Below are 24,404 nucleotides of genomic sequence, written 5' to 3' on the forward strand. Positions count from 1 at the left end.
GCATGATCCAGGATCATGCTCTTGCGTTTCGTCTGAGGGCGGATCGATATGCATCTCACTCTGCGCAGTTTTTCCATGCTTGTCGCTGGCATCGTTGCGGCTCTGTGCGGGCCTGCGGCCGCACAGGATTACGCGGGATATCGTGTCCTCGACACCAGGGTCATCGAAAACATGTGGACCAGTGCGGGCCAGAAGGCGGCACTGCTTTCACCCGACGGCAGCCGGGTGCTTCACCTCAACGACCCCGAGTTCTGCCTGCTGGCTCCGTCTCAGGTCGGGCCCTGGGCAAAAATCGGCTGCGCGCAATCCACACCCGAAAACCGACCGGGCGAAGCGGCCGACATGTTCTGGTCGCTATCCGGCAGCCAGTTGCTGATGCCGACATACACCAATGCATTGCTAGCTTTCCGCGACACCGACATTCGGCTTTTCGATCCGGCGACATTTGCCGTCAGGAATTTGACCGAGGATAATTTTGACGGCAGCATCCTGAAAGGCAAGGGGCCGGCGAACCTGGACCTCCTCGCCCATTGGATCGACAACGACACCATCGCCTTCATCCGCTACGCGATCCCAGGCGGGGGCTTCCAGCAAGGTGCTTCGACGAGCCTGATGACGATCGAAGCTGGAGGCGGCGACCCCAAACATGCGTTTGAAATTGCCGCCAAGGGCGGGCTCCAGGTCTGGGCGATGACGGTGTCGGGGGATGGCAAGCAAGTCGCCTACAGCGTGGCGGACAAGGACAATCCCGACAAAGCCGGCATCTATCTCCTGGTCCTCGGCGAATCGACGCCGAAGCGCGTCGCATCGATGACCGACGCCGGCCAGCCGGGCGGGCTCGCTTTTTCAGCCGACGGAAAATTCCTGCTGCTGCTTGCGCGAACGCTCAGCGGCGTTGACGCCAAGGTACTGGACCTTGCCAGCGGCAAGATCGTGCCTGTCGATCATGCCCAGAACGTCGTCGGGGTGGCATGGTCGCCAAACGGGTCGGCGCTCGCCTATATCACCTACGACCGAACCAACGCCGATATGCCCGGCGGCCTGTTTCTCGCAGAGGCGCCCGGCAAGCCGGCCCGGTTGCTTATCGGCGGAGGATTGTTCCCCACAGTCTGTTGCGGCCAGCGGCCGTTCATTTGGGCCTCGAACGACACGATGATCCTTGCGCAACTGGGCGACAAAATAGGGTCGGTGCTGTTCGTCAAGTTGGGAAAATAGCGCTTCGGGACAGTCTCGCCCAAGGATAAAACCGCTCACCACATCGTCTTCTTCGCCCGTTCCGGCCATTCCTTGTCGTAGGTTTCGCCGTCAATGTTCTTGCGGCTGGTGACTTCCAGGATTTTTCCGGGTGTCGGCAGCGATTTCGGGTCGACATGCTTTGCCGGGTTCCACAACTCCGAGCGGACGATGGCGCGGGCGCACTGGAAATAGACCGAATCGACATCGACCACGGTGACCGAGCGCGCCGGCTTGCCTTCGACGGTGAAGGAGGCGCAAAGCGCGGCGTCAGTGGTGATGCGCGCCCGGCCGTTGACACGCAGCGTCGTGCCCGAGCCCGGCACCAGGAACAGCAGCCCGACGCGCGAATCCCTGATGATGTTCTTCAGCGAATCGGCGCGGTTGTTGCCGCGCCTGTCCGGCATCATCAGCGTCTTCGGATCATGGATGCGCACGAAGCCGGCGAGATCGCCGCGGGGCGAACAGTCGAGGCCTTCCGGCCCGCTCGTCGCCAGCGCGACAAAGGGCGAGGCTTCGATGAAGGCGGCATATTCGGGGATGACATGGTCGAGTTCCTTGACCGTCGACGCTTCGCCGGGCAGACCGTAGAGCGCTTCGAGTTGTTCAACCGATGTGATCTCAGACAATTTTTTCCATCTCCGAACCTTTGCCGGCGCTACTCCCAATCAATGACGTTTTGACGACAGCGACGAACTAGCGGTCGCGGCTCAGCCCCTTCTCCTGGAGTTCGGCGAGATAGGCATTCCAGCGCTCGTCCTTTTCGCGGCCGAGCGTATGCAGATAGTTCCAGGTGAAGATGCCGGTGTCGTGGAAATCGTCGAAGGTGATGCGCACGGCATAATTGCCGACCGGTTCGATCTTCAGGATGGTGACGTTGCGCTTGCCGGGCACCGTCACCCGCTGGTCCGGCGAGTGGCCCTGCACTTCGGCCGAGGGCGATGCGACGCGCAGCAATTCGGCCGGCAGTTCGAACGGGCGATGATCGGGAAAGGTGACCGACAGCAGCTTTCTGTCCTTCGAGACCCGGAGTTCCTTCGGCGCCGTCATCGTTTTCAATCCTGCCTCAATCCGCCCTTCCCTACGCTGCTTCGCGCGGCCGGAAAAGGCCATTTGGACGCGGCCGACATCGGATGTCGGCCAGGGAATGTTACCAAAGATCAAGAGCCGCTATCTTGAATGGCGGGTTGGTTCGTATCACATAGCTGTATATAACGGCGCCACTCGCAGCCATTGGAAACGCTTGACGCATGAACATGATCGATCCTTTCGGGCGCACGATCAGCTACTTGCGCGTGTCGGTCACCGACCGCTGCGATTTCCGCTGCACCTATTGCATGGCCGAGGACATGGCGTTCCTGCCCAAGAAGGATCTATTGTCGCTCGAGGAACTCGACCGGCTCTGCACCGTCTTCATCGAAAAGGGCGTGCGCAAACTGCGCCTCACCGGCGGCGAGCCACTGGTGCGCAAGAACATCATGCATCTGGTACGCCAGCTCTCGCGGCACCTGAAAAGCGGCGCGCTGGAAGAGCTGACGCTGACCACCAACGGTTCGCAGCTGTCGCGTTTTGCCGCCGAGCTCGCCGATTGCGGCGTCAAGCGCATTAATGTCTCGCTGGATACGCTGGATGCCGACAAATTCAACGCCATCACCCGCTGGGGCCATCTCGGCAAGGTCATGGCGGGCATCGACGCCGCGCAGGCGGCCGGGCTGAAGGTCAAGCTCAACGCCGTTGCGCTGAAGGATTTCAACGACGCCGAACTGCCGGAAATGATGCGCTGGGCGCATGGCCGCGGCATGGATCTGACCGTCATCGAAACCATGCCGATGGGCGAGATCGACGCCGACCGCACTGACCAGTATCTGCCGCTGTCCCTGCTGCGCGCTTCATTGGAGCGCCAGTTCACGCTGAGCGACATTCCCTACAAGACCGGTGGCCCGGCCCGCTATGTCCACGTCGCCGAGACCGGCGGCCGGCTCGGCTTCATCACGCCGATGACGCATAATTTCTGCGAAAGCTGCAACCGCGTGCGGCTGACCTGCACCGGCACGCTCTATATGTGCCTGGGCCAGGAAGATGCCGCCGACCTGCGCGCGCCGCTGCGCGCGTCAGAAGGCAACGAACTGGTCGCTGCGGCAATTGACGAAGCGATCGGCCGCAAGCCGAAGGGCCATGATTTCATCATCGACCGCCGCACCAGCCGCCCCTCGGTGTCCAGGCATATGAGCGTCACCGGCGGCTGATTTCCTCCGCGATTTGGTGCAAGGAGTGTCTTTGGTCGCAGGCCAAGGAGGTCCCATGCTGCGTGTTTGTCGTACCGGTTTGTCGTCGCTGGCTGCGGTTCTGTCGTTGGTCACGGTCATCACAACAACAGCGACCGCGAAGCCTTTCACCTACATCAATGCGCGCTTCGGTACCGTGTGCGCCGTCCCGGAAAACATTTTCAGCAAACGCATGCCCGAGCCAGATAATGGCGACGGGCAACAATGGCTTAGCGCCGACGGCGCCAGCCTTGCCTGTTGCGGCAGCTACAATGCCTTGGACAATACGCCCGATAGTATCGTGGACGAGGAAAAAGCCAGCACCGAGCCAGGCTACACGGTCACCTACAGCAAGACCGGCAAGAACTGGGTGGTTGTCTCCGGTACCAAGGGCGACAAGATCTTCTATGCGAGAAGCGTATTCGGAAAAAAGGATGTCATCCATACCGTCCGGATCGAATATCCAGCGTCGCTCAAGGCGAAATATGATCCACTGATCGGCGCCATCGCCCGCAGCCTGCACGAGGCATCCGGGTCACACTGGGAATAAACCTTTCTCCAATCTGCAAACCTGATTTACCGCCATCGCGTTCCGCCCTAAATTTCGGCCTATAGCGGCTCTTCGCTCGTCTTTGGGGGAATACGACATGCGCACCGTTCTGATTTCACTTGCAATGCTTGGATTTTTAGTCGCGCCGGCTGCGGCCCAGTCGATCGGCGGCACCTACACCGTCGCGGGCACCAATTTCGACGGCTCGAAATATGGCGGCGAGGCTACCATCACGCTGACCAGCGAGACCACCTGCACCATCCACTGGGAGACGGGCGGGTCGTCCTCGGACGGCATCTGCATGCGCAACGACAATGCCTTCTCCGCCGGCTATGTCATGGGCAAGGAAATCGGCCTCGTCGTCTACAAGGTAGAGGATGACGGCTCGCTGCACGGCCTGTGGACCATCGCCGGCAAGAACGGCAGCGGCACCGAGGTGCTGACGCCGAAATGAGGCTGCGGGTCCACCTGACCGGCCCTCTCGAGGATTTTGCAGGCCACGGATGAAAGTCCGTGGCCTATTTCTTTGACGTTGCTGTCTTGCCGCCGGCTGCTACAGGCTTGATCCCGTGCAAAATCGGTAACGCCCTTGCCTCTTTCCCCAAATCTTCGCGGTGCGCTGTTCATGATGGTGGCCATGATCGGCTTCACCCTTAACGACGCCATCACCAAGTTCTCGTCGGAATCGATGAACATGGCGCAGGTCATGCTGGTGCGCGGCGCCTTTGCGTCGGTGCTCGTCGGCCTGCTCGCCTGGCAGCAAGGCGCGCTCAAACGACCGGGCTCGATGCTGCAGCCGCTGGTGGCGCTGCGCGTCGTCGGCGAGGCCGGCGCCACCGTCGCCTTCCTCGTTGCGCTGGCGCATTTGCCGATCGCCAATGTCTCGGCAGTGCTGCAGGCGCTGCCGCTGGCGGTGACAATGGGGGCAGCCCTTGTGTTCGGTGAAGGAGTCGGCTGGCGGCGATGGCTGGCGATCGCCGTGGGCTTCGTCGGCGTGATGATCATCGTGCGGCCAGGCTTCGAAGGGTTCAGCGTCTATTCGCTATACGCACTCGTCAGCGTCGCCTGTTGTGCTGTGCGCGATCTCGCAACCAAGCGCATCCCGCAGGCTATCCCCACATTGCTGGTGTCGACGGCGACCGCGATCGCCATGACCATCGTCGGCGCACTCCTGCTGTCGCCGATGGGCGGCTGGACGCCGATGTCCGGCAAAGGCACGGCACTGTTGGCATTAGCGGCGGTGCTGGTGCTGATCGGCTACCAGTTCATCATCATGGCGATGCGCGCCGGTGACATCTCCTTCGTCGCGCCATTCCGCTACACCGCGCTGTTGTGGTCGATCCTGCTCGGCCTCGGAATCTTCGGTGATATCCCCGACGTGCCGATGATCGTCGGCTCCGCCATCATCATCGGCTCCGGTCTCTACGCGCTCTATCGCGAGCGGGTCGTCGGCCGGCAAAAGCCCGCCGCCGAAAGCGCTGGACCCGACATGGCGCCGGACGGCATATAGGGCCATGAGCCGAGACATTGCAGGGATCATCCTGGCCGGAGGCCTGTCACGGCGCATGGGCGGCGGCGACAAGACCTTGCTCGCCCTTGGTGGGCGTCCGCTGCTCGACCATGTCGTTGCCCGCCTGGCGCCGCAGGTCGGATCGCTGGTGCTGAGCGCCAATGGCGATCCGGCACGCTTTGCGGCGTCCGGGCTTTCGGTTCTCGCCGATACGGTCGAAGGCCATGCCGGACCGCTGGCCGGGATCCTTACCGGCCTCGAATGGGCGGCAGCAAACAATGCCTCCGAGGCATTGGTGACGGCCGCCGGCGACACGCCGTTCCTGCCGGTCGATCTGGTCACGAGGCTGGCCGCCGCCGCAGCCGGTCGGTCGGGCTCGATCGCGGTTGCCAGTTCCAGCGGCAGGCGGCATCCGACCTTCGCACTGTGGCCGCTCCGGCTGCGTCAGGCCTTGCGCCATTTCCTGGTCGACGAGGACAACAGGCGGGTCTCCGCCTTCATCGAGCGCCATGATTTTGTCGAGGTGGAGTTTCCGCTGCTGGCGGTTGACGGCGGTCAGTTCGACCCGTTCTTCAACATCAATGCACCGGACGATCTTGCGGTGGCCGAGCGTCTGTTGCAGAGCATCGCGCCATGAACATATTCGGCATCACCGGCTGGAAGAATTCCGGCAAGACCACATTGACCGAGAAGCTGGTCTCCGAACTGGTCGCTCGGGGCTGGACGGTGTCGACTGTAAAACACGCCCATCACGAGTTCGACATCGACAAGCCGGGCGCCGACTCTTTTCGCCACCGCCAGGCGGGCGCCACCGAAGTCGCGGTGGTGTCTGGCACACGCTGGGCGCTGATGCACGAACTGCGCGGCGAAGACGAGCCGAGGCTGGAGACGATCCTGTCGCGGCTTGCACCGTGCGACATCGTGCTGGTCGAAGGCTACAAGCGCGAGGCGCACAGCAAGATCGAGACCCGGCGGCTCGACGCCAAGGACCGGTCGCCACTCTCGGCGAACGACGCGCATATCGTGGCAATTGCCGCCGACTTCGCGGTCGCCGGCGAAAGCCTGCCGGTGTTCGATCTCAACGACACGGGATCGATAGCCGACTTCATCGAGCGCACCACCGGCCTCAAAACCTGACGCCCCTGCCCGAGCCCGGTTCAGCCGGTCTCCTGAGCGGTTGCATTGGCTAACCCGGCGTCAGCATTTGTTGGACCTGCAAATCCCGCAAGCAACGGTTTTACTGTTGCTTTTGTCCCGAAAACAGTGGGAGTATCGCGGCAGCGGGCGGTCAAAAGCACCGCCCCACAGAGCCGTTTCGGAACGACGGCCGGGAGCCATAAAGAGAGGACTATCATGCGTATTGCACTGCGTATCGCGCTCGCCGCATCGGCTGCGCTGCTGACGCTCGGCGTCGCCCAGGCTCAGGAAAAGACCCTGAGGATCGGCACCGAAGGCGCCTACCCGCCATTCAACAATCTGACCTCCGACGGCCAGCTCGTCGGCTTCGACATCGACATCGCCAAGGCGCTCTGCGACGAGATGAAGGTCAAGTGCACCTTCGTCGCCCAGGATTGGGACGGCATCATCCCGGCACTGCAGGCCGGCAAGTTCGACGCCATCGTCGCCTCGATGTCGATCACGCCGGAACGTCAGGAAAAGGTCGACTTCACCAACAAATACTACAACACCCCTTCGGCGCTGGCTGTGCCGAAGGACTCGACGCTTAAGGGCGTTACCAAGGAAGACCTCGCCGGCAAGACGATCGGCGTCGCCACCACGACGACGCATTTCAACTACGCCTCGAAGACCTATACGGACAGCACTGTCAAGGGCTATCCGAGCAGCCCCGAGGAGCAGGCCGATCTCGCCAATGGGCGTCTCGACGCGATCCAGGACGATATCGTCGTGTTGCAGCAGTTCCTGGATTCGCCCGACGGCGCCTGCTGCAAGATTCTAGGCCAGCCTTCGCCGCAGCCGGTCGAGATTTTTGGGCCGGGCGCCGGCATCGCCGTGCGCAAGGGCGAGACCGATCTCGTCAAGCAGTTCAACGACGCGATCGCTGCCATCCGCAAGAACGGAAAATACAAGGAAATCAACGACAAGTATTTCAAGTTCGACGTTTACGGCGCCGAGTCCTGATAGTTCGAAATCAAGACGGCGGGGGAAATTTCCCCGCCGCCTTGGCCTGACAGAAGTGGAGACAAGACCCGTCAATGCCAAGCCAGAACATATGGATACTTCTGAGTTGGGGACCCGATGGCTGGATTGACGATATTGCCTATGGCGCGCTGGTCACCATCGCGCTTGCACTGGCGACACTGCCCATCGGCCTGACGATCGGCTTTTTCGTCGCCTGGGCCAAACAGTCCGAAGAACCGTCGCTGCGGCTTGCCGCCAATATCTACACCACCGTCTTCCGCGGCTTGCCGGAACTGGTGACGCTGTTCCTGTTCTTCTTTGGCGTGCCAATTCTGCTGCAGCATCTCGTGCGATATTTCCGGCCCGACGCGACCGTCGACGTCAACAGCTTCGTCGCCGGCATGATCGTGCTGTCGCTGATCTTTTCATCCTATGCCAGCGAGGTGTTTCTTTCAGCCTTTCGTGCCATACCGAAAGGCCAGTATGAGGGCGGCTATGCCATCGGCCTGTCGAACTGGCTGACCATGCGCAAGGTGATCTTGCCGCAACTCCTTCGCATTGCATTTCCCGGACTTGAGAACTGCTGGCTCAGCCTGCTCAAGGATACGTCGCTCGTGTCGGTCGTCGGCCTCGCCGAGACGCTGCGCAATGCCTACACTGCTGCCCGCGTTACCAAGCACGCTTTCCTGTTCTATGGCGTTGCGGCCCTGGTCTTCCTCGGTCTGGCCATCGTTTCATCCTTTGCCACCAGCGCGATCCTGCGCTCGCTCGGCCGGCGAGAGGCACAACGATGAGCGTCACCGCCACCATGGTCGAACGGCCGCCACCACGGGCGCGTGGGTGGCCGCGCAGCCGTGTCATCGGCTATGCGATGGTCGGCTTCTGGATCCTGTTCGGCCTCGGCATCGTCAGTTACCTCATCTTTGCCTGGAACACCGACTTCTTCGCCAAATATGCCCCGGCCTATCTGAAGGGCCTTCAAACCACGTTGTTGCTGGTCTGCATATCGATGGTGCTCGGAGCGATCCTGTCGATGCCGGTCGCCTATGGACGTATGTCCAGCAACCGGCTCCTCTCCGGCCTCGCCTATTGCTATGTCTATTTCTTCCGCGGCACGCCGCTGCTGGTCCAGACATATCTAGTCTACTACGGCCTGGGATCGTTCAGGGCTGAACTTCAAACGATTGGCCTCTGGGATTTTTTCAAAGACGCTTTCAATTGCGGTGTGTTTGCCTTCGCACTCAACACCGCCGCCTATCAGGCCGAAATCCTGCGCGGCGCAATCGAAAGCGTGCCAAGAGGCCAATGGGAAGGCGCCGCCTCGCTCGGCCTCCACAAATTGCAGACGCTGCGAAAGATCATCCTGCCGCAGGCGTTGATCGTGGCCTTGCGTCCCTATGGCAACGAGTTGATCCTGATGGTCAAAGCCTCGGCTATCGTCGCCATCATCACCGTCTACGATTTGATGGGTCAGGCCAAGCTTGCCTTTGCCAACTCGTTCGACATCCAGGCCTATATCTGGGTCGCCCTTGTCTATCTGGTGATGGTCGAGATCTTACGCCATGGCGTCGAATGGATCGAACGCCGGATCACGATACATTTGAAGCGTTGATTGGTCGGCTGCACCAGTCGATCGGCCCATGCGCGTCTTGACGAATTGCGCGCAGAGCATAGAGCTTGCGCGGACAATTTCCGTTCCGTCTGAAGGGCAAACCTATGGCATCTGTGGCATTTCTCGGTCTTGGCGTTATGGGCTATCCCATGGCCGGGCACCTCAGGAACAAGGGCGGACACGACGTCACGGTCTACAACCGCACGGCCGCGAAAGCCGAGCAATGGGTGGCCCAGCATGGCGGCAAGCTTGCCTTGACGCCGGCCGAGGCGGCAGAGGGCCAGGATTTCGTCTTCTCGTGCGTCGGCAATGACGACGACCTGCGCTCGGTAGCGACCGGGGCCAAGGGTGCGTTCGCCGCTATGAAGAAAGGCTCCGTTTTCATCGACAACACCACGGCGTCGGCCGAGGTCGCGCGCGAATTGGCCGAAGCCGCTGAAAGGGCCGGCTTTTCCTTCCTCGACGCGCCGGTCTCAGGCGGCCAGGCAGGGGCCGAAAACGGCGTGCTGACGGTGATGGTCGGCGGCGAGCAGAGCGCTTTCGACAAGGCCAAACCGGTCATCGACGCCTTTGCCCGCATGGTCGGGCTGATGGGCCCGTCGGGCGCGGGCCAGCTCACCAAGATGATCAACCAGATCACCATTGCCGGGCTGGTGCAGGGACTGGCCGAAGGCATCCATTTCGGCAAGAAGGCCGGGCTAGACATCGAAAAGGTGATCGAGGTGATCTCCAAGGGCGCTGCCGGGTCCTGGCAAATGGAGAACCGCCACAAGACGATGAATGCCGGCAAGTATGACTTCGGTTTTGCCGTCGACTGGATGCGCAAGGATCTCGGCATCTGCCTCGATGAAGCCGACCGCAATGGCGCGAAACTGCCGGTGACCGCCCTTGTCGACCAGTTCTACAAGGATGTGCAGGCGATGGGCGGCAAACGCTGGGACACGTCGTCGTTGCTGGCGCGGCTGGAAAAATAGGCTGGGGATGACCGAGCTTTCGCCCCAATCCAGCGCCGCCGAGATTGTCGCGCATTTGCGGTCGATCGGCTCGGAAGAAAATCGCCGCGGCATGCTGCGCTATGGCATCAGGATCGAGCGGGCGCTCGGCATTTCGCATGGCATGCAGCGGCAGATCGCCAGGAAGATCAAGCGCAACCACGAGCGAGCCTTCGATCTTTGGCAGACCGGCATCATGGAGGCGCAGTTCATCGCATCCGTCACGGCCGACCCGAAGCGCTTTTCCGCAGCGGATGCAAGGCAATGGGCGGCGTCCTTCGATTCCTGGGATATCGTTGACGGCGTCTCCGATCTCTTCGTCGACACGGACGCCTGGAAGGAACTGATCGAAGAGTTCGCGGCGGACGAACGGGAGTTCGTTCGACGCACGGCCTTTGCCATGATGGCCTGGTCTGTCGTTCACCGGAAGCAAGAGCCGGTAGCGACTTTCCTCGGCTTCCTGCCGATCATTGAAGCGCACGCCACCGATAGCCGCAATTTCGTGAAGAAGGCGGCAAACTGGGCGCTTCGTTCGATCGGCAAGCGCTCGATGGAGATCCACGGCGCTGCCCTTTCCGTGGCGCAGAAGCTCGCTATGTCACCGGACAAGACAGCGCGCTGGATCGGCAAGGACGCGGTGCGGGAACTGAGCAATGCCAAGACGCTCGAGCGGATCGCCGCCAGAAAAGCCTGACCTGGACAAAGTCCGGTTCAGCGCGGTGACCCGAAAGACCCGAACCGATTTCGAGGCCCTCTTCGAAGCGCAGGGCGGGCCGAAATATTGCTGGTGCATGGCCTGGCGGCCCCTGCCCGGCCGCCGCGAGCATGTCCAGCACGCTGAGTTGAAACGGGCCATGATGGCGCTTGTCGAGGCAGGCACGCCGGTCGGCATTCTCGCCGAGCTCGATGGCAAGACGGTCGGCTGGTGCTCGGTCGCGCCACGCCAGACCTACCGCAAGCTGTCGCCGCAACAGCACGATGGCGAGACGGGCATCTGGTCGATCGTCTGCTTCTATGTTCCAAGAGCGCTGCGCGGCGGCGGGCTGGCGGCAGCGCTGCTTGACGCCGCCATCGACCACGCCTTTGCCAAGGGCGCCAGCACGATCGAGGCCTACCCCGTCGACCCGGCATCGCCGAGCTACCGTTTCATGGGATTTCGCGACATGTTCGCCGCTCGCGGGTTTCATGAGATCGGCATGGCCGGTTCTCGCAGACATGTGATGCGGCTCGAGCGTTGACGCGATCGGCCACGGCGTCTTTACTTCTGCCCAAAGGAAGCAACGGATGAGCAGTCCTGTCAAATCGACCCCGGCGCTTGCAGCCGCGTTGTTGGTGTTCATCGCTACCAACGCGTCGGGCCAAACCGCGCACATCTTCTGGAAGGATCTGCGTCCGGCCACACAAGCGGTGGCCGAGGATGCCGGCCTGCCGATGATCGCGGCAAAACTGCCCGATCATGGCGAGACGCTGTCTACAAATCTGCAGGACAAGACGATACAATTAGCCGGCTATGCATTGCCGGTCGACCGCGACGGCGACCTCGTCTACCAATTCCTTCTGGTGCCGTGGACGGGCGCCTGCAGCCACATGCCGACGCCGCCGCCGAACCAGATCGTGCTGGTGACGCCGACCCATCCCTACAAGATGTCGGAAGCCTATGAAGCAGTTGCCGTGACCGGCGCCTTGCATCCCGGCATGGAGAAGAGCCAACTGTTCATTCTCGACGGCGTCAGCATCATCCAGTCCGGCTATACCGTGCACAAGGCCGAGGTGGCGGCTGTCGACACCGTGCCGGACACGATAACGCTGCCGGTCAACTCGCCTTGGACTTTTCTCAACAAAAAGAAGAACTAGCGGGTTGAGCCTCAAGCCGCGTTGGCGCCCGATTCCTTGTCCAGCACCATGTAGTCGAGCGGCATTTCAGTCGTGTATTTGATCTGCTCCATGGCGAAGGACGACGACACGTCGCGGATCTCGATCTTGGCGATCAGCCGCTTGTAGAAGGCGTCGTAGGCGGCGATGTCGGGCACCACCACGCGCAGGAGATAATCGACGTCGCCGCTCATGCGGTAGAACTCGACCACTTCGGGAAATTCCTGGATCACTTCGGAGAAGCGCCGCAGCCATTCATGGCTGTGCGAATTGGTGCGGATCGACACGAAGACGGTGACGCGTACATTGACCTTCTCATGGTCGAGAATGGCGACGCGCCGCTTGATGACGCCCTCTTCCTCGAGCTTTTGAATGCGGCGCCAGCAGGGCGTCGTCGACAGGCCGACTTTCTTGGCGACATCGGCAACCGCGAGCGTCGCGTCCTCCTGCAGGAGGCGGAGAATTTTTCTGTCAAGGCGATCCATTGAGGTGCTCCCTAGTGCAGGCCGCGTTCCCTCGGGCGCGGCGCGCTTTGGGAATAGATTGGCTATACTCCCTCTTATTTAGGCCTTTCACAAGAAAGAAATTCTGCCGAACGGCACAAAAGCGAGTGAAATCTTGCTTAACGCTTAAGCAATGCGATAGCGGATTTCCGATCTCAGGAAGGGCAGCAAATCCATTTCAAACCACAGATTCTGTTTCAGCCACCCTGTGTTGCGCCATGACGGATGCGGTAGCGGCAGCACTTTGGGACCTACCGCAGCGTCCCAGATAGCGCGCCAGTCCCTCACGGTTTCGGTCAGTGACACCCGGCGAGCCGCACCCATATGCCATGACTGCGCATAGGAGCCGATGGTCAGAACGAGATCGATCTGCGGCATCAGCGCCATCAGCGGCGCGCGCCAGGCCGGCGCGCATTCGCGGCGCGGCGGCAGGTCGCCGCCCTTGGCATCCTGGCCGGGAAAGCAAAAACCCATCGGCACAATGGCGAATTTTTCGGTGTCGTAGAATTCGTCGGTGCTGACACCCAGCCAGCTTCGCAAACGGTCGCCTGACGCGTCGGTGAACGGCATGCCGGATAAATGCACCTTGGTGCCCGGCGCCTGGCTGGCAAGCAGGATGCGGGCGCTGGATGAGGGCAGCAGCACCGGACGCGGCTCGTGCGGCAGCGGCCGGCCCACCGGATTGTCGACGCAGATGCGGCAGGCGCGGATCTTTGCCGTCAAGCGTTCGAGGTTCGTCTCCATCTCAGGCAGAGGCGCTCGGCCGGCTGGAGATTGCCGCATACCAGCGCAGCACATTGGTGCACTCGTCCGGTACCTTGATGCGCGCCGGTTTCATGAAATCGATGGCGATCATGCCGGTGATGTCGGCAATCGAATAGCTATCGCCGGCGGCGAATTCCCGGTTTGCCAGTTCGGTGTCGAGCAGGTTCAGGAACTCGACCGCTTTCGTCTTGTTGGCCTCGCCCCATTCGGGGATCTGCGGAATTTCCCACTCCTTCATCGCTGGATGGATGTGGCGAAAAGCCTGAGCGACGCAACTGAGCAGATTGAACTCCATGCGCCTTTGCCACATCTCGACCTTTGCCTTGCCAAGCGCGCCTTGCCCGAACAGTGGCGGCTCTGGATGCAGTTCCTCGAAATAGCGGCAGATGGCGACGGATTCGGTGATGATGCTGCCGTCGTCGAGTTCGAGCACCGGCAGGCGCCGCAGCGGGTTGCGCGAACTGACCGGCTCTTGCTTGTGACCCATTGCGCCCATGTCTACCGGCACCAGCGGCACCTCGATGCCTTTCTCGGCTAGGAAGACCCTGACACGCTTCGGATTGGGGGCGCGGCCACCGTCGAACAGTTTCATCTCAATCCTCCCGATCTTGCGGACAGACTATAGGACACGGCGCGCTCCTCATCGGAAGCGAAAGATTTCGCGCAAGGCGTCGCCGATCGAAGCCAGCGTGCCGTGCCGTCTTTCGACCGGGCCTTCATGGTGGCTTTCGCGCCAGTCCTGCGGGGCATCAAAGGTGCCGGCCCAGATGCCGGCCTTGCCGGCGCGGGCAACGGCCTGCTCGGTTTCGTAGTCACCATAGGCAATGGCCCAGCCGGCCTCGACCTGGGCCCGGTTGAGGTCCTTGCCGCCGGCCTTGCAGTCGCCAAGCAGGCGGCCGTAGCGGTCGCGCTGCCAGCCGCTGCAGGTCACCGGATTGCCGGATATCAGCCGCACCAGGGCCTGCCGCGCCAGCCTGCCGCAGGCATAGTCGGCGCCGTCCTTGCGGCATATCTGCCGGTATTCCGGGGCATCGATGCCGCGCATGCGGAGCGTGAGTGAATCGCCGTCATTGACGATCGCCGCGCCCTCCGCCTTGCGCGTCTCGAAGCGGTCGAGCCGCGCTGCGACCAGGATCAGCAGGCCGAGCAGGATGATCGTCAGCCCGTAGTCCAGCGTCTTGCGCCACAGGCTTCGCGGTGGCGGCGGATAGTATCGCCGGCGCGGCCTTGGCGACCACGAACGGCTCATATGGCAAACAGTCTCTTAATCATTCGAACGTAGCTTAACGAATTAAGATCGCTGCGCGCATAAATTGAAGTTTCCATGCCTCTGCTACGCTCGAACACAGCGGATAAATTCATTGTGGACCGCAGGAAACCGCACCGCAACAGCGATGTGGCGCGCGCGGTGCGCAAGACTCGTGACCGTCTTTCGCAACAGGTCGGCAATCTCGACTTCGACCGCGAGCTCCTGAGGCTGCATGCGCGCGCCATGATGGGACGTGCGACCGTCATTCCGCTTCTGGTGCTGGTGATCGCGGCGAGCGGGCTGCTAGCGGGCATGGACAAGCAGATCAGCATCTGGGCGCTGTTCACGCTGATCTGCTATTCGATCGTTGCCTTCATGGCGCGGCGCGTCGAACGCACCGAAGCGGCCGAACTCGACCCTTTAGTGACACGCCGGGTTTTTCTGATCGGCCATTCGCTGTGCGGCCTCGGCTGGGCCTGGTTCGCCTGGCTCGGCTGTGCCGCCTGCCAGATCGATTATTTCCCGGTGATCAAGGCGATGGTGCTGCTGCTGGCAATGGCCGCGACCGCCATTACGGCGTCGTCCTTGCGCGGCTCGCTGCTCGCCACCTTCGTCATTCCGGTGGCGGTCTATGCCTATGCCGAATCAAAACTGTGGATGTCGGTCGAGACGATGATGGTCGCACTGCTGGTCGCGGCGCTGCCGTTCTTCGCCTACATCGCGCGCCATCTCAACCAATCGTCGCTGATGTTGTTGTCGTTCCGCTCCGAAACTGACGCGCTGCTCGCCGAGGTGGAGACGGCAAAATCGATGTCGGACGAAGCTCGTCGGCGGGCCGAAGACGCCAATCTGGCGAAGTCGCGCTTTCTTGCCTCGATGAGCCATGAGCTGAGAACACCGCTCAACGCCATTCTCGGTTTTTCGGAAGTGATGGCCAATGAGGTGCTGGGGCCGATGAGCAACCCTACCTATCGCGACTACGCCCGCGACGTGCACGATTCCGGCCAGCATCTGCTCGACCTGATCAACGAAATCCTCGACCTGTCGCGCATCGAGGCCGGCCGCTACCAGCTCAACGAGGAGCCGGTGATGCTGCTCAACATCGCCGAAGATTGCTGCCACATGATGGAGCTGAAGGCGCGCAACAAGGACATCCGCATCGTCCAGGATTTTGAAATCGCCTTGCCGCGCCTGTTCGCCGACGAGCGCGCGGTGCGGCAGATCATCCTCAACCTTCTGTCCAACGCCATCAAATTCACCGCCACCGGCGGCGAAGTTCGTGTGCGCGTCGGCTGGACGGCGGGCGGCGGCCAATACATTTCGGTCAAGGACAACGGGCCGGGCATTCCGGAAGACGAAATCCCGGTCGTGCTGTCCGCCTTCGGCCAGGGCTCGATCGCCATCAAGAGCGCCGAACAGGGCACCGGGCTCGGGCTGCCGATTGTGCAGGGCCTGCTCGCCATGCATGGCGGCGAATTCGAACTTCAGTCCAAATTGCGTGAAGGCACAGAGGCGATCGCCATCTTCCCGCTCACTCGGGTGATGGAGGAATTGCCGGCCCTGCCGACCAATACGGTGGCTGCGGCGGCGCGGCGGCGCTGATCGCCGGAGTCGCTTAGCCTTTGACCGCTGCGGCCATGCCCGAACTGGTAAGCGCGGCGGCCTTGACCAGGCCGGCGGCAAGCGCTGCCCCCACGCCCTCGCCGTGGCTGACGCCGAGATCGAACAGCGGATTGAGGCCGAGCCGCTCGGCGGCGCGCCTTTGGCCGGGCTCCGGCGACAGGCTGGCCAGCAGGCAATGGTCGAGCGCAGCGGGATTGGCGGCGTGCAGCACAGCGGCGGCGGCGGTCGCGGCAAAGCCGTCGAGCAGCACCGGAATCTTCTGCATCCGGGCAGCGATGATGGCGCCGGCGATGGCAGCGAACTCACGGCCACCGACGCGTCGCAGTGCCTCCAGCGGGTCCTTGAGAGCAGCGCCGTGGAAGGCAAGGGCTGCATCGACCACTCCCGCCTTGCGCGCCTGCATGGCCGCGTCTGCACCCGATCCCGGGCCGACCCAGTCGGCGCCGCTGCCGCCGAACAGGGCCGCGCACAAGGCTGCCGCGACGGTGGAGTTGCCGACGCCGAGATCGCCAAGGCAGATCAGGTCGGCGCCGTCAGCGATGGCTTCCATGCCGAAGGCCATGGTGGCGGCGCAGCCGCGTTCGTCGAGAGCTGCGTCCTCGGTGATATCGGCGGTCGCGATGTGCAGCGCCAGGTCAAACACCTTCAGGCCAAGATCGTTGGCGATGCAGACCTGGTTGATTGCAGCACCGCCGGCAGCGCAAAGCTCGACGGCGTCGGCGGTCGCCGCGACAGGTGTTGGTGAAATGCCATGGCGGGTCACGCCATGATTGCCGGCGAAGATCGCCACCAGAGGCCGGTTCACCGCCGGCGGCGCGCGACCGCTCCAGGCGGCTAGCCAGGCCGCGATGTCCTCGATACGGCCGAGCGAACCCGCCGGCTTGTCGGCTTTGGCAAACAGCGTGCGAACGCGCGCCTCGGCCGTCTCGTCAGCCGGCGGCAGGTTCGCCAGCAGATCGCGGAAATCGTCGAAAGGCAATGCGCTGGTCATGGCGTGGGTGCTCGTCTCCTGGGTTGAAAGCGGCATAGCCGCCTTGCCCGGCCGGCACAACCATCAAGCCGCAACCACCGGGCCGTGCCGCAAAAGCGGCGGCCGGCGGCGAAATCCGAAGGGCTTGCATTGGCTTTGCCGTTGCACCATGTGGAAGCGAGACAAGGGATTCCGCAAAGGGATCTCCAAGAGAACATCATGACGGCCATCGAATCTCCGTGCATCCTGGTCTGTTCGATCGACATGAAAACCGGCTTTTGCTTCGGATGCGGCCGCACGCGCGATGAAATCGGCGCATGGATGGGCATGACGCCGGAAACAAGGCGCGCCGTCATGGCAAAATTGCCGGCCCGGCTGGAAACGGTCGAGCGCCGGCCGCGCCGGGAAACACGCCGCACCCGTATGGCGCGCGAGCGCGACGTCCCCTCGTGAAACGGCAGCTCCTATGAACCGACTGTTCTGGATCGTGATGGCGGCCATCGGCATCACGGTGGTTCTGCTGGTGATCAACAACGACGCCGGCCGCACGTTCGGCATCGAGAATTATGATTTCAGCCGGCTGGTCTGGCTGGGGGCGATCGGCGTGCTGGTCGGCGCCGGCCTGATCCGATCTGGCAGGCCGCTCGGCGCCATGGCCCGCAATCTCGGCACCTGGGCCGTGATCGTGCTGGCGCTCGTCGCCGGCTACCAGTACCGCTACGAGTTGCAGGATTTCGCCAGCCGGGTGACGGCAGGCCTCGTTCCCGGCAGCCCGCTGGCGCTCGGCGTCGAGGATGGCCATGCCACCGTGACCCTGGACAAGGCCGACAGCGGTCATTTCGAAGCCCGCATCACCGTCAATGGCGCGGCGATCCGCACCGTGGTCGATACCGGCGCGACCAGCACGGTGCTGACGGCGGAAGACGCGCAAGCGGCAGGTTTCAACCCGGCAGCATTGAGCTTCACCGTCCCTGTCTCGACCGCCAACGGCATGGCGCGCGCCGCTTCGGTGAGAACCGACGAACTGGCGATCGGCGGTATCGTGCGCAAGAACATGCAGGTCATGGTCGCAGCCCCCGGTGCGCTCGGTCAGAGCCTGCTCGGCATGAATTTCATAGGCTCGCTGTCCGGCTTCGACGTGCGCGGCGACCGGATGATTTTGCGGGATTGAAGCGCCTCGAGCGTTTTACCGTTTCACGGAAACGGCGAGCCGCTCTGGACTTGCTCTAGGCGGCCTTTTCGACACGATCGAAATCGACGGCCGCAAACGCCGCCTTGAGCACATCTGGCCCGGCACCAGGTCTGGTCGCGTCGGTCGACAGAATCTGCCGGAAGCGGCGCGCGCCGGGCAGGCCGTGAAACAGCCCGACCATGTGGCGGGTGACGTGGCCGAGCCGCCCGCCCTGCTCGATATGCCGCGCGGCGTAGTCGGCCATCGTGTCGATCAGTGCGGCAAAATCGAAAGCGCCGGGTTCAGCCCCGTAAAACGCTGCATCGACGCCCGCCAGAATGCCCGGCGTGTGGTAGGCGGCGCGGCCAAGCATGGCGCCATCGACTTGGTCGAGGTGACGGGCAGCCTCATCGAGCGATTGAATGCCGCCATTGATGCCGATGAATTTATTCGGTTTTCCGGCTTTGAGACGATAGACCCTGTCATAGTCGAGCGGCGGGATATCGCGATTTTCCTTCGGGCTCAGCCCCTCCAGCCAGGCTTTGCGCGCGTGCACCCAGAGCGCGTCGGCGCCAGCCGCGAACACGCCGTCGGTCAGCGCGTTGAGCGCGGGCTCGGGATCCTGCTCGTCGACGCCGATGCGGCATTTTACGGTCACCGGGATCTTCACCGCGGCCTTCATCGCCGCAACACAGTCGGCGACGAGGTCAGGCACCTTCATCAGGCAGGCGCCGAACGTGCCCGACTGGACGCGGTCCGACGGGCAGCCGACATTGAGGTTGATCTCGTCATAACCGAACGCCTCGCCAATGCGCGCCGCCTCGGCCAGTTTCTGCGGATCGGAGCCGCCGAGCTGGAGCGCGACCGGATGTTCGGTCTCGTCAAAGCCAAGCAGCCGCTCACGCGCACCATAGATGACAGCATCCGCCACCACCATCTCGGTATAAAGCAGCGCGCCGCGCGTCAACTGGCGATGGAAGAACCGGCAATGCCGGTCCGTCCAGTCCATCATGGGCGCGACGGACATGACGCGAGCCCTTGCGTTCTGGGCTTTTCCGTAGAGTTCTGCGGGTTTGAGGGCTTCCATATGTTGTAACTTGTTGTACCGCATTGTTGCCTTTTTCAGGCTTTGTTGTAGTGGATACAACATTGTTGTAGGCGACGTCACCCAAAGTCTTTACGTCTTGGGTGGCGGCCTTGAATGTTTTCGGGTCATTCAACTCGGCTTCACGTTGGCGGAGCCAGGCTTTTGCAGTCTTGTGATCTCGGAAGGTCCGGTTCTCGCGGATCGTCTTCCCGTCGCTCTTTCTGGCGATCTGGCAAAGATAGGAAGGTTTCCCGTCACGGCGCGTTCTGGCTCATCGACCCAAATATGGCGGTAACTGGGCACAAACCAAAAGCCGCCGTTAGGTGCGCTGGTCGGGTGGGCTCTCGGTCCCGATCGCGATTCGGTTGCACCCCTCGGGGCGCCCGCGGTCGGGCGCCCCGAGGTGGTCCCTCCAAAGGGCAGCGTGCGGATCCGGGGTAGCCCGTCTGCCCGATTGCCCCGGCCATGCTGCCACCGCACAATATTCCGCCGGAATACGCCGGACAGGCAGGGCCTCGGTGGTCGATGATGGACGCCAGCACGCTTCTTTCGGATCTGCGCAGCCGGAAGGTGAACCTATGGATCGAAGATTCCCGGCTTAAGTGCAATGCTCCCGTGGGGGCCATCGACGCGGAATTGAAATCGGCGCTCGTCGCCCGCAAAGCCGAGTTGATTGCCCTTCTGCAGGCCGAACTCGAACCGTCCGCAAGTCCCACCCTGCCGACGGTTTGCCGCGATATTCCCGCACCGGTCCCGGTGGCGCGCGAGCGCATGGCCCAGTTCGTCATGGTATTGCGCAGTCGCGGCTTCGATCTCGCCAACTGCGCCGGACGGCTGGGTGTCTTCCCCCGCCTGGGTGTGAATTTCTGGGCTGCGATGCGACCCGGTTGGTCCCCCCGTGCCGACGATCCGGTCGACAACCTCGTTTCGCTTTTCATCGACGGCCAGCCGGTCGACGCGGACCTTCTCGCCAGACAGGTCTCATCGAGCTTCATCGACACGGCGCTCGACATGCGGCTGATCGAGCGCGCAAACGGCTTCCTGCAGGCGAACGTGTGTCTGTTCCCATGCTACGGTAGCTACATCGTGACCGACCATGCGGCCAAGAATACCGCGATCAACCAGATCATGTGGCTGTGGGGCGAGAGCTTCATGCTCGGCGGCCTGGTCAAGCGAAGTCGGCGGCGGCGCGCCATCGACCTGGGAACGGGATCCGGTATTCACGCGCTGCTGGCGGCGGACCACTGCGCGTCGGTGGTCGGCGCAGACGTCAATCCGCGCGCCGTCGAATTCGCCACGTTCAATGCACTGCTCAACGGAAAGCGCAACGCTCAATTCGTCTTGAGCGACCTCCTCGATTCGATCGACGGGACCTGCGATCTGCTGCTGGCCAATCCGCCCTACGCCCCCGACGCCGCGGCCAGGGCGGGAGACAATTTCTGGAGCGGCGGCCTCAACGGCACCGACCTGTTGCGGCGGATCGTCGAATCGCTGCCCGCCAGGTTGGATCCCGACGGGACGGCCCATCTGATCGCTCTCTATCCGAATCCGCCAGCAACCAGGATCAGAGATCATTTCGACATGTGGCTCGGCGGCAGGATGGCCGACTGGGACGTGCTGGACCATACCTGGCCGGTGCCGACCTACGACGACTTGTTCTCCGTGCAGCCCTACCAAGGCGACAAGAGCGCATGGCGTTTCGGCGTCGTCAGTCTGCGTCGGTCCGCGTCCGGAAACGGCTGGTGGAAAGAGGTCTCCGGCCAAGGCATGTTCTTCGCGCCGGACGGGCGCTGCGACCTCGTCGCCGATCACGACGCCCACTGACCTCCGCGCGATCCGCGGAGAAAGGTCTCCGGCGCCGCTTGAAGGCCTCCGTCCGGATCGATAGATCACTTCCGCAAGAGCCGCGTACGTCAGCCTGAAAACGTCGGCTCGAAACGCGGGAACCTTTCATCTGCGAGCCGCTTTCGCCGGTCCAAGGCCGCAGCCCTCGATATGCTGCAGAGGCATCTTGGGACGTCCAGCACCGCCACCGTCGATCGCGAACGGCTCATTCGCTTGGTCGTAATCGAGCCGCCCAAGGTGCCGGACCAATGACTCCCGATATCGACATCGGCTTTTAGGAACCGCTGCACGCGGCCAGCTCTCCTTGCAGCGAAGGTACCGGAGGTTTTCGGCCAGAGAAACGAAGCCCGCGAACGGGCCCCGTCGCAGGCATAAGATATGCTTAGCCCTTCTTCATTGCTTTCATGGCCATATCCATGTGCATCATGCAATCGTCCGCCTTGTTAGCCTTCATAGCGTCCTTGGCCATTTCCATCTCTTTCATTGCCGCTTCCTTCTGCGGCTTCATTGCTTCGCCGGTCATCGCGTCCATGTCAGCCTGCATCTTCATCATCGACGCATCGTCGCATTTCATCATGGCATCGTCAGCCATCGCCGGCAGAGCACCGACAGCGGAAAGAACGATGGCTGCGCATAGCGATTTCAACATAGTGTTCTCCTACCTTTTTCGCGGGGAAGAATTTCCCCGTTATCAAGGTTCGGCGGAACGGAGGTGTCGTTACACGTCTCTAGTCAGATTTTTTTTGTTTTTGCCGGGAACTTTGCTGCTGCTGCGTTCAGGGCCATCCGATTGTGCAGAAAGTTGACGCCGCCAGGGGACGCGCGGTTTGAACGTCGAGATTCAAACCGGATACAATATCGCCAGCAAATGCTCGCTTGGTGTCGGCCCCTTGCGCCTGGGACGTGACGAGCCGGATTTGCATGAGAACATCGGCGCAAATCATGGCGACGCACGTTCGAAATTGACTTGCGCCTCGGAACAATCCAGATTCCAGACAAGCCTCGACCCCAATAGTACACACTTGTTAAGCTTCCTTTGCCGCAAGCCTTCCATTGCATTAGTCTGCGAACATGTCGTAGTTCATGATTGATCGTTTCGCTGAGGGGGCGAAAACTCATGGAGATGCAGCAGGTCCGCTATTTTCTGGCCCTGTCCAACACGCTTAATTTCACCAGAGCAGCGGAAGAGTGCAATGTCACGCAGCCGGCCCTGACGCGTGCCATCAAGACCCTGGAAGACGAGTTGGGTGGGGAGCTGCTTCGGCGCGAGCGCCAGCATTCCCATCTGACCGAGCTTGGCCGGCGCATGCTGCCCCTGCTGCAACAATGTTACGATGCTGCCACCTCCGCGAAATCTCTTGCCAAGGCAGTGCAAAGCAGCGACGTCGCTCCACTCAATGTCACCATTTCCAACAGCATCAACATAGCGCTGCTGGTTTCACCCTTCACCGAGCTTTTCCGAGCCTACCCTGGAGTGCATCTCAAGATCAGTCGCGGGTCGCCGGCCGCTGTCATCGAAGCCCTCAAGAACGGCGAGGTCGAACTGGCGGTCGCCGGCCCGCTGGGACAGGCGTGGGATCGGCTCGACGCATGGCCGCTTTTCCAGGAAGGGATCGAACTCGTCGTGAACTCCGATCACCCTCTTGCCCGCCGAAACGAGGCGGACGTCGCGCTGAGCCAGTTGGCCGCAGAGCCCGTGCTCAGTCGGATCGACTGGGAAACGAGCGAAGATCTGTCGCGCGGTCTCTCGGCCAGAGGAATTTCGCCTCGCACCGCACATGAGGTTGAAACCGATCAGGACCTGTTGGCGCTGCTGGAAGCCAATGCGGGCGTTGGCTTTGTCTCCACGACTGCACCCCGCTCGCCCAACGTCCGCCGACTCAAGCTGCGTGATCTGGATGTTTCGCGGATCGTCGCCGTATATGCGGTCGCCGGCCGACATCGCTCACAGGTGGCCATGACGCTCCTCAACCTCCTGCGATCGACCGACTGGTCGACATTTGGCGTCAGCGAGCCCGCCTGAGTGCGGCGATCAAGTCGTCGATGTCCATTCGCCGACGGTAATCGGGATCGACGAACCGATCTGTGATGATGCCATCAGTTCCGACAACGAAGGTAGCCGGGATCGGCAGGAACCAGCTGTTGTTGCCCTGATAGTTCGGCAGATCGAGGCCAAGGCCCATCAGCCGCTCCATTTCGGCTCCAACCCAGATCGCCAGGTTGAGGGACAAAGCGTAGCCATTGTCCATATCGGTCAGGAAAGGAAATTGCGCACCAACCGATGCCTTCATCGCCTTTGCGAATTTGCGCCGCTCAGGCATGATCACCGCGACCTGGCCGCCCAGTGTCGCAATCTCCTGTTGGGCTTCGACGATGCCGATCGCATTCAGGCGGCAATAGGGACACCAATGTCCCCGCTGAAAAGTTATGACGGCCGGCCCGTGGGCAAGGATTTCAGACAGACTCACGAGCCTGCCCTCGTCGTCAGGCAGCAGGAATACGGGCATGACATCGCCGGGGGCGGGAGCACTTGCCCCGGCCCCCTGCTCCCGGAGGCGCGCTACCAGTCGGTCAACCGCGTCAGCGAAATCCGAATTGAGTCGGCGAACTGCACTCGCGATCACCGCCAGCCGCTCGTTGAGAGGAGCATCGAGTTCTATGGCAGCCTGAACGGACTGTTCGAATGTCATTGGCTGTTCATCGGCGGCCATGTCTGGACTTTCGCAATTTGCATACAGCCTATCATTGAAGCCCCGTGAGCACGGCCATGCTTTTCCTGCATGGAGTCGATGCCTTGCGTGCATCGAAGCTGCGGAGGTTCATCTTCTGTTCGATATCGACTCGTTACAGTATATTCGTGATATCTGAAGCGAAGGTCGAAAAGCCCGCAGACCACTTGTCGACCCATTGTGCCTTTTGGCCGTTCGACCTCTTGAAACGTGAGCCGCCGCGAGGAGGATCTTCTTCCGAGAGCATCCGCTGTTCGGTCCCGCAAGTTGCGCGTCTCTATCATCGCTAT

30 protein-coding genes are annotated in these 24,404 nt (G+C 62.0%); 20 read left to right on the plus strand and 10 right to left on the minus strand.

Annotation, left to right across the window (positions count from 1 at the left end):
• The first annotated feature begins 48 nt into the window (after nucleotides 1–48).
• Nucleotides 49–1,215, plus strand: coding sequence for a hypothetical protein (locus tag ACWTU9_RS13045; protein ID WP_455858613.1), 1,167 nt, complete (start codon nucleotides 49–51; stop codon nucleotides 1,213–1,215).
• Nucleotides 1,216–1,250: 35 nt separating this feature from the next.
• On the opposite strand, the gene ACWTU9_RS13050 is transcribed toward ACWTU9_RS13045, so the two are convergent.
• Together ACWTU9_RS13050 and ACWTU9_RS13055 are read right to left on the minus strand one after the other, a co-directional pair.
• Nucleotides 1,251–1,862: a pyridoxamine 5'-phosphate oxidase family protein gene (locus ACWTU9_RS13050; protein WP_455858614.1), complete on the minus strand. Its 612-nt coding sequence runs from the start codon at nucleotides 1,860–1,862 to the stop codon at nucleotides 1,251–1,253.
• Nucleotides 1,863–1,929: 67 nt separating this feature from the next.
• Nucleotides 1,930–2,283 carry a gamma-butyrobetaine hydroxylase-like domain-containing protein gene (locus tag ACWTU9_RS13055; protein ID WP_455858615.1) on the minus strand — a complete coding sequence of 118 codons (354 nt, stop codon included), beginning with the start codon at nucleotides 2,281–2,283 and terminating at the stop codon, nucleotides 1,930–1,932.
• A 200-nt stretch (nucleotides 2,284–2,483) separates the two neighbouring features.
• On the opposite strand from ACWTU9_RS13055, the gene moaA reads away from it, so the two are divergent.
• The 13 genes from moaA to ACWTU9_RS13120 all read left to right on the plus strand — a co-directional run bounded on the left by moaA (nucleotide 2,484) and on the right by ACWTU9_RS13120 (nucleotide 12,154).
• Nucleotides 2,484–3,479, plus strand: coding sequence for a GTP 3',8-cyclase MoaA (gene moaA / locus ACWTU9_RS13060; RefSeq protein WP_455858616.1), 996 nt, complete (start codon nucleotides 2,484–2,486; stop codon nucleotides 3,477–3,479).
• 55 nt (nucleotides 3,480–3,534) lie between these two features.
• The gene (locus ACWTU9_RS13065; RefSeq protein WP_455858617.1) at nucleotides 3,535–4,047 is read left to right on the plus strand and encodes a hypothetical protein; all 513 of its coding nucleotides are present in this window, start codon (nucleotides 3,535–3,537) and stop codon (nucleotides 4,045–4,047) included.
• Nucleotides 4,048–4,144: 97 nt separating this feature from the next.
• Nucleotides 4,145–4,501, plus strand: a complete 357-nt coding sequence (locus tag ACWTU9_RS13070; RefSeq protein WP_455858618.1) for a hypothetical protein — start codon at nucleotides 4,145–4,147, stop codon at nucleotides 4,499–4,501.
• A 135-nt stretch (nucleotides 4,502–4,636) separates the two neighbouring features.
• A complete protein-coding gene (locus tag ACWTU9_RS13075) occupies nucleotides 4,637–5,557 on the plus strand; it encodes a DMT family transporter (RefSeq protein ID WP_455858619.1) in 921 nt (306 codons plus the stop codon).
• Between the two features lie 4 nt (nucleotides 5,558–5,561).
• Nucleotides 5,562–6,194 (plus strand): molybdenum cofactor guanylyltransferase MobA, encoded by a 633-nt coding sequence (gene mobA, locus ACWTU9_RS13080; protein ID WP_455858620.1) that lies wholly within the window; start codon nucleotides 5,562–5,564, stop codon nucleotides 6,192–6,194.
• Nucleotides 6,191–6,694, plus strand: a complete 504-nt coding sequence (mobB, locus tag ACWTU9_RS13085) for a molybdopterin-guanine dinucleotide biosynthesis protein B (protein WP_455858621.1) — start codon at nucleotides 6,191–6,193, stop codon at nucleotides 6,692–6,694. Before mobA ends, mobB begins: the two co-directional genes overlap by 4 nt.
• Nucleotides 6,695–6,910: 216 nt before the next feature.
• Nucleotides 6,911–7,696: an ABC transporter substrate-binding protein gene (locus ACWTU9_RS13090; RefSeq protein ID WP_454575084.1), complete on the plus strand. Its 786-nt coding sequence runs from the start codon at nucleotides 6,911–6,913 to the stop codon at nucleotides 7,694–7,696.
• Nucleotides 7,697–7,770: 74 nt separating this feature from the next.
• Nucleotides 7,771–8,490, plus strand: a complete 720-nt coding sequence (locus ACWTU9_RS13095) for an ABC transporter permease (protein WP_454575083.1) — start codon at nucleotides 7,771–7,773, stop codon at nucleotides 8,488–8,490.
• Nucleotides 8,487–9,308: an ABC transporter permease gene (locus ACWTU9_RS13100; protein WP_455858622.1), complete on the plus strand. Its 822-nt coding sequence runs from the start codon at nucleotides 8,487–8,489 to the stop codon at nucleotides 9,306–9,308. The genes ACWTU9_RS13095 and ACWTU9_RS13100 overlap by 4 nt, the downstream gene beginning before the upstream one ends.
• Before the next feature lie 104 nt (nucleotides 9,309–9,412).
• Nucleotides 9,413–10,282, plus strand: coding sequence for an NAD(P)-dependent oxidoreductase (locus ACWTU9_RS13105; RefSeq protein ID WP_455858623.1), 870 nt, complete (start codon nucleotides 9,413–9,415; stop codon nucleotides 10,280–10,282).
• 7 nt (nucleotides 10,283–10,289) lie between these two features.
• Nucleotides 10,290–10,994: a DNA alkylation repair protein gene (locus ACWTU9_RS13110; protein ID WP_455858624.1), complete on the plus strand. Its 705-nt coding sequence runs from the start codon at nucleotides 10,290–10,292 to the stop codon at nucleotides 10,992–10,994.
• 25 nt (nucleotides 10,995–11,019) lie between these two features.
• The gene (locus ACWTU9_RS13115; RefSeq protein WP_455858625.1) at nucleotides 11,020–11,538 is read left to right on the plus strand and encodes a GNAT family N-acetyltransferase; all 519 of its coding nucleotides are present in this window, start codon (nucleotides 11,020–11,022) and stop codon (nucleotides 11,536–11,538) included.
• Nucleotides 11,539–11,584: 46 nt separating this feature from the next.
• Nucleotides 11,585–12,154, plus strand: coding sequence for a DUF3299 domain-containing protein (locus tag ACWTU9_RS13120; protein WP_455858626.1), 570 nt, complete (start codon nucleotides 11,585–11,587; stop codon nucleotides 12,152–12,154).
• A gap of 11 nt (nucleotides 12,155–12,165) precedes the next feature.
• Here ACWTU9_RS13120 and ACWTU9_RS13125 read toward each other — a convergent pair whose 3' ends face one another.
• The 4 genes from ACWTU9_RS13125 to ACWTU9_RS13140 form a co-directional block, all read right to left on the minus strand.
• Complete coding sequence (locus ACWTU9_RS13125) at nucleotides 12,166–12,657, minus strand: Lrp/AsnC family transcriptional regulator (protein ID WP_006333679.1); 492 nt, start codon at nucleotides 12,655–12,657, stop codon at nucleotides 12,166–12,168.
• 144 nt (nucleotides 12,658–12,801) lie between these two features.
• A complete protein-coding gene (locus ACWTU9_RS13130) occupies nucleotides 12,802–13,419 on the minus strand; it encodes a uracil-DNA glycosylase family protein (protein WP_455858627.1) in 618 nt (205 codons plus the stop codon).
• A 1-nt stretch (nucleotide 13,420) separates the two neighbouring features.
• Nucleotides 13,421–14,032, minus strand: coding sequence for a glutathione S-transferase (locus tag ACWTU9_RS13135; protein ID WP_455858628.1), 612 nt, complete (start codon nucleotides 14,030–14,032; stop codon nucleotides 13,421–13,423).
• 48 nt (nucleotides 14,033–14,080) lie between these two features.
• Entirely contained in the window at nucleotides 14,081–14,689 is a 609-nt protein-coding gene (locus tag ACWTU9_RS13140) for a thermonuclease family protein (protein ID WP_455858629.1), read from the minus strand.
• Nucleotides 14,690–14,764: 75 nt separating this feature from the next.
• Between ACWTU9_RS13140 and ACWTU9_RS13145 the strand changes: the two genes are divergently transcribed.
• Nucleotides 14,765–16,291 carry a sensor histidine kinase gene (locus ACWTU9_RS13145; RefSeq protein WP_455858630.1) on the plus strand — a complete coding sequence of 509 codons (1,527 nt, stop codon included), beginning with the start codon at nucleotides 14,765–14,767 and terminating at the stop codon, nucleotides 16,289–16,291.
• Between the two features lie 13 nt (nucleotides 16,292–16,304).
• Here the strand turns inward: ACWTU9_RS13145 and ACWTU9_RS13150 are convergent, their stop codons facing one another.
• Nucleotides 16,305–17,303, minus strand: coding sequence for a nicotinate-nucleotide--dimethylbenzimidazole phosphoribosyltransferase (locus ACWTU9_RS13150; RefSeq protein WP_455858718.1), 999 nt, complete (start codon nucleotides 17,301–17,303; stop codon nucleotides 16,305–16,307).
• 198 nt (nucleotides 17,304–17,501) lie between these two features.
• Here ACWTU9_RS13150 and ACWTU9_RS13155 point away from each other — a divergent pair, with 198 nt between their 5' ends.
• A complete protein-coding gene (locus ACWTU9_RS13155; RefSeq protein WP_455858631.1) occupies nucleotides 17,502–17,735 on the plus strand; it encodes a DUF1289 domain-containing protein in 234 nt (77 codons plus the stop codon).
• A 13-nt stretch (nucleotides 17,736–17,748) separates the two neighbouring features.
• Nucleotides 17,749–18,453, plus strand: coding sequence for a TIGR02281 family clan AA aspartic protease (locus tag ACWTU9_RS13160; RefSeq protein ID WP_455858632.1), 705 nt, complete (start codon nucleotides 17,749–17,751; stop codon nucleotides 18,451–18,453).
• Between the two features lie 55 nt (nucleotides 18,454–18,508).
• Here ACWTU9_RS13160 and dusA read toward each other — a convergent pair whose 3' ends face one another.
• Complete coding sequence (dusA, locus tag ACWTU9_RS13165; RefSeq protein WP_455858633.1) at nucleotides 18,509–19,540, minus strand: tRNA dihydrouridine(20/20a) synthase DusA; 1,032 nt, start codon at nucleotides 19,538–19,540, stop codon at nucleotides 18,509–18,511.
• Between the two features lie 528 nt (nucleotides 19,541–20,068).
• Here dusA and ACWTU9_RS13170 point away from each other — a divergent pair.
• Nucleotides 20,069–21,364, plus strand: a complete 1,296-nt coding sequence (locus ACWTU9_RS13170) for a TubC N-terminal docking domain-related protein (RefSeq protein WP_455858634.1) — start codon at nucleotides 20,069–20,071, stop codon at nucleotides 21,362–21,364.
• A gap of 403 nt (nucleotides 21,365–21,767) precedes the next feature.
• Here the strand turns inward: ACWTU9_RS13170 and ACWTU9_RS13175 are convergent, their stop codons facing one another.
• Nucleotides 21,768–21,977 carry a hypothetical protein gene (locus ACWTU9_RS13175; protein WP_454575068.1) on the minus strand — a complete coding sequence of 70 codons (210 nt, stop codon included), beginning with the start codon at nucleotides 21,975–21,977 and terminating at the stop codon, nucleotides 21,768–21,770.
• A gap of 235 nt (nucleotides 21,978–22,212) precedes the next feature.
• On the opposite strand from ACWTU9_RS13175, the gene ACWTU9_RS13180 reads away from it, so the two are divergent.
• Both ACWTU9_RS13180 and ACWTU9_RS13185 read left to right on the plus strand, forming a co-directional pair.
• On the plus strand, nucleotides 22,213–22,476 hold the full coding sequence (locus ACWTU9_RS13180; RefSeq protein ID WP_454586958.1) for a hypothetical protein: 264 nt from the start codon (nucleotides 22,213–22,215) through the stop codon (nucleotides 22,474–22,476).
• A 26-nt stretch (nucleotides 22,477–22,502) separates the two neighbouring features.
• Complete coding sequence (locus ACWTU9_RS13185; RefSeq protein ID WP_455858635.1) at nucleotides 22,503–23,408, plus strand: LysR family transcriptional regulator; 906 nt, start codon at nucleotides 22,503–22,505, stop codon at nucleotides 23,406–23,408.
• Here the strand turns inward: ACWTU9_RS13185 and ACWTU9_RS13190 are convergent.
• Nucleotides 23,392–24,096, minus strand: coding sequence for a peroxiredoxin-like family protein (locus tag ACWTU9_RS13190; protein ID WP_454575066.1), 705 nt, complete (start codon nucleotides 24,094–24,096; stop codon nucleotides 23,392–23,394). The genes ACWTU9_RS13185 and ACWTU9_RS13190 overlap by 17 nt on opposite strands.
• Between the last annotated feature and the right edge of the window lie 308 nt (nucleotides 24,097–24,404).

This window comes from Mesorhizobium sp. 128a (assembly GCF_053848025.1).

Bases quoted from the DNA above. Each gene is read 5' to 3' on its own strand.
- mobB (WP_455858621.1), top strand. From the start codon at position 6,191: ATGAACATATTCGGCATCACCGGCTGGAAGAATTCCGGCAAGACCACA.
- ACWTU9_RS13100 (WP_455858622.1), top strand. From the start codon at position 8,487: ATGAGCGTCACCGCCACCATGGTCGAACGGCCGCCACCACGGGCGCGT.
- ACWTU9_RS13090 (WP_454575084.1), top strand. From the start codon at position 6,911: ATGCGTATTGCACTGCGTATCGCGCTCGCCGCATCGGCTGCGCTGCTG.
- mobA (WP_455858620.1), top strand. From the start codon at position 5,562: ATGAGCCGAGACATTGCAGGGATCATCCTGGCCGGAGGCCTGTCACGG.
- ACWTU9_RS13065 (WP_455858617.1), top strand. From the start codon at position 3,535: ATGCTGCGTGTTTGTCGTACCGGTTTGTCGTCGCTGGCTGCGGTTCTG.
- ACWTU9_RS13140 (WP_455858629.1), bottom strand. From the start codon at position 14,689: ATGAGCCGTTCGTGGTCGCCAAGGCCGCGCCGGCGATACTATCCGCCG.
- ACWTU9_RS13145 (WP_455858630.1), top strand. From the start codon at position 14,765: ATGCCTCTGCTACGCTCGAACACAGCGGATAAATTCATTGTGGACCGC.
- ACWTU9_RS13055 (WP_455858615.1), bottom strand. From the start codon at position 2,283: ATGACGGCGCCGAAGGAACTCCGGGTCTCGAAGGACAGAAAGCTGCTG.
- ACWTU9_RS13190 (WP_454575066.1), bottom strand. From the start codon at position 24,096: ATGGCCGCCGATGAACAGCCAATGACATTCGAACAGTCCGTTCAGGCT.
- ACWTU9_RS13185 (WP_455858635.1), top strand. From the start codon at position 22,503: ATGGAGATGCAGCAGGTCCGCTATTTTCTGGCCCTGTCCAACACGCTT.
- ACWTU9_RS13155 (WP_455858631.1), top strand. From the start codon at position 17,502: ATGACGGCCATCGAATCTCCGTGCATCCTGGTCTGTTCGATCGACATG.
- ACWTU9_RS13160 (WP_455858632.1), top strand. From the start codon at position 17,749: ATGAACCGACTGTTCTGGATCGTGATGGCGGCCATCGGCATCACGGTG.
- ACWTU9_RS13150 (WP_455858718.1), bottom strand. From the start codon at position 17,303: ATGACCAGCGCATTGCCTTTCGACGATTTCCGCGATCTGCTGGCGAAC.
- ACWTU9_RS13070 (WP_455858618.1), top strand. From the start codon at position 4,145: ATGCGCACCGTTCTGATTTCACTTGCAATGCTTGGATTTTTAGTCGCG.
- dusA (WP_455858633.1), bottom strand. From the start codon at position 19,540: ATGGAAGCCCTCAAACCCGCAGAACTCTACGGAAAAGCCCAGAACGCA.
- ACWTU9_RS13125 (WP_006333679.1), bottom strand. From the start codon at position 12,657: ATGGATCGCCTTGACAGAAAAATTCTCCGCCTCCTGCAGGAGGACGCG.
- ACWTU9_RS13105 (WP_455858623.1), top strand. From the start codon at position 9,413: ATGGCATCTGTGGCATTTCTCGGTCTTGGCGTTATGGGCTATCCCATG.
- ACWTU9_RS13170 (WP_455858634.1), top strand. From the start codon at position 20,069: ATGGACGCCAGCACGCTTCTTTCGGATCTGCGCAGCCGGAAGGTGAAC.
- ACWTU9_RS13095 (WP_454575083.1), top strand. From the start codon at position 7,771: ATGCCAAGCCAGAACATATGGATACTTCTGAGTTGGGGACCCGATGGC.
- ACWTU9_RS13110 (WP_455858624.1), top strand. From the start codon at position 10,290: ATGACCGAGCTTTCGCCCCAATCCAGCGCCGCCGAGATTGTCGCGCAT.
- ACWTU9_RS13130 (WP_455858627.1), bottom strand. From the start codon at position 13,419: ATGGAGACGAACCTCGAACGCTTGACGGCAAAGATCCGCGCCTGCCGC.
- ACWTU9_RS13135 (WP_455858628.1), bottom strand. From the start codon at position 14,032: ATGAAACTGTTCGACGGTGGCCGCGCCCCCAATCCGAAGCGTGTCAGG.
- ACWTU9_RS13045 (WP_455858613.1), top strand. From the start codon at position 49: ATGCATCTCACTCTGCGCAGTTTTTCCATGCTTGTCGCTGGCATCGTT.
- ACWTU9_RS13175 (WP_454575068.1), bottom strand. From the start codon at position 21,977: ATGGCTGACGATGCCATGATGAAATGCGACGATGCGTCGATGATGAAG.
- ACWTU9_RS13120 (WP_455858626.1), top strand. From the start codon at position 11,585: ATGAGCAGTCCTGTCAAATCGACCCCGGCGCTTGCAGCCGCGTTGTTG.
- moaA (WP_455858616.1), top strand. From the start codon at position 2,484: ATGAACATGATCGATCCTTTCGGGCGCACGATCAGCTACTTGCGCGTG.